Here is a 1,674-nt window from a genome sequence, read left to right as displayed (position 1 = left end):
ACCCCGGCCGGGGTGCCCCCGCCGCCCGGGGCACCCGCGCGGTGCCCCGCGCGCCCCCGGCCAGCTCGTCGGGCGCCGGCACCCGCATCGACGTGTGCGTGTCCCGGTTGGAGTCCGGCCTCGCGCCCGGCACCAGCGGCACGGCACCCCGCCGCACCCGCTCCCGCGGGGCGGCCGCCTCCGCCGGGGCCTCCTCGTACGCGTCCTGCGTCTCCGTGCCCGGCTCGTCGACGTCCAGCGGCGGCATCCCGGCCAGCAGCGGCAGCTGCTCCCGCAGCCGTGCCGCCAGCTCCGACGCCCGCAGCCGTGAGGCCGGGGCCTTGGCCAGGCACTGCACGAGCAGCTGCCACAGCTCCTCGGGGATGCCGGGCAGGGGGACGACGGTCTCGGTCACATGGCGGCGCAGCACCGCGCCCGGGTGGCCCCCGCCGAACGGGGTGAAGCCCGCCAGCAGCTCGTACAGGACCGTCGCGAGGGCGTAGATGTCCACGGCCGCCCTGGGCGGCAGGCCCTCGACGATCTCCGGCGCGAGATAGTCCGGCGTTCCGATGATCTTCGTGGCGCGGGTGCGCCGGGGCGAGTCGATCAGCTTCGCGACGCCGAAGTCGGTCAGCAGGGCCGGGTGGGAGCCGCCGGGGCCGAGCGGGCCCTGCATGTCCAGCAGCACGTTCTCCGGCTTGACGTCGCGGTGCACGATCCCGGCCGCGTGGGCCGCCGCGAGGCCGTCGGCGACGTCGGCCACTATGGCGACGGCCGCCTCGGGGGCCATGCGGCGCTCCCGGTCCAGCCGGGTGCGCAGATCGGTGCCCCGGACCAGGTCCATGACGAGGGCGAGGTCGTTGCCGTCGACGACGAGGTCGCGCACGGACACCACGTTCGGGTGGTCGAGACCCAGCAGCGCCGTGCGCTCCTGGACGAAGCGGCTGACGAGCTCCTGGTCGGACGAGAGGTCCTCGCGCAGCAGCTTGATGGCGACGGGGCCCTCCGGGCCCTCACCCAGCCACACCGTGCCGGCGCTGCCCCGCCCCAGAATCTGGTTCGCGGTGTACCGGCTTCCGATCTTCCGTCCCAAGACTGCTCCTACAGGCCGCGTGTTGGCGACAAAGCTACGCGCCCCAGGAGCCAACCTTCACCGCCGAGGCGGAAATCACCCCTCAGATGTCGACAAATCCCCAACCCCGGCACCGTGCGGGCCAATGGTCGCCGTCGGGGTCGTCGCCGTCGGGGTCGTCACGGTCGCGGTCGTCGCGGTCGTCGCGGTCGTCACTGACCGGAACCTGAACCTCCGGAACCGGAGCCGGAGTCGCCCAGCTCACCGATCCACTTGGTCGCCGTGTCGAACCAGTCCGTCAGCTGCTCCCAGTAGCCCTTCCCCGTGCCGATCCACTCCTGGAGCGGGGTGAACTCCCAGATCAGCCAGCCGCCGACGAAGAACAGGACGATCATGAAGAGACAGCCCTTGAGGCAGCCGAGCCCCGGGATCCGCATGGGGTTGGCGCTGCGCTGACGCGGCTCGCGCGGCGGCCTCGGCTCGCGCTGCGGGCGCGGCGCGGGCTGCTGCGGCTGCGGCTGCGGGGCGGGCGCGTACCGCTGCGGCTGCTGGTGCTGCGGGGCGGGGGCGTACGGCTGGTGCTGCTGCTGCGGCTGGCCGTAGCCGGGGGTGGGCTGCTGGGG

1 protein-coding gene and 1 pseudogene are annotated in these 1,674 nt (G+C 74.2%); both read right to left on the bottom strand.

Annotation, left to right across the window (positions count from 1 at the left end; genetic code table 11):
• On the bottom strand, positions 1-1,072 hold a 1,072-nt coding region (locus AOK15_RS10190), incomplete at its 3' end, for a serine/threonine-protein kinase (protein ID WP_055515038.1).
• Positions 1,073-1,263: 191 nt separating this feature from the next.
• Positions 1,264-1,674: pseudogene (locus tag AOK15_RS10185) on the bottom strand (serine/threonine protein kinase); the annotation flags it as partial.

Origin of the sequence: Streptomyces ossamyceticus (assembly GCF_001418475.1) — a bacterium.
In the GTDB taxonomy this organism is placed as follows: domain Bacteria; phylum Actinomycetota; class Actinomycetes; order Streptomycetales; family Streptomycetaceae; genus Streptomyces; species Streptomyces ossamyceticus.
This window is presented reverse-complemented; position numbering and strand designations above follow the sequence as displayed.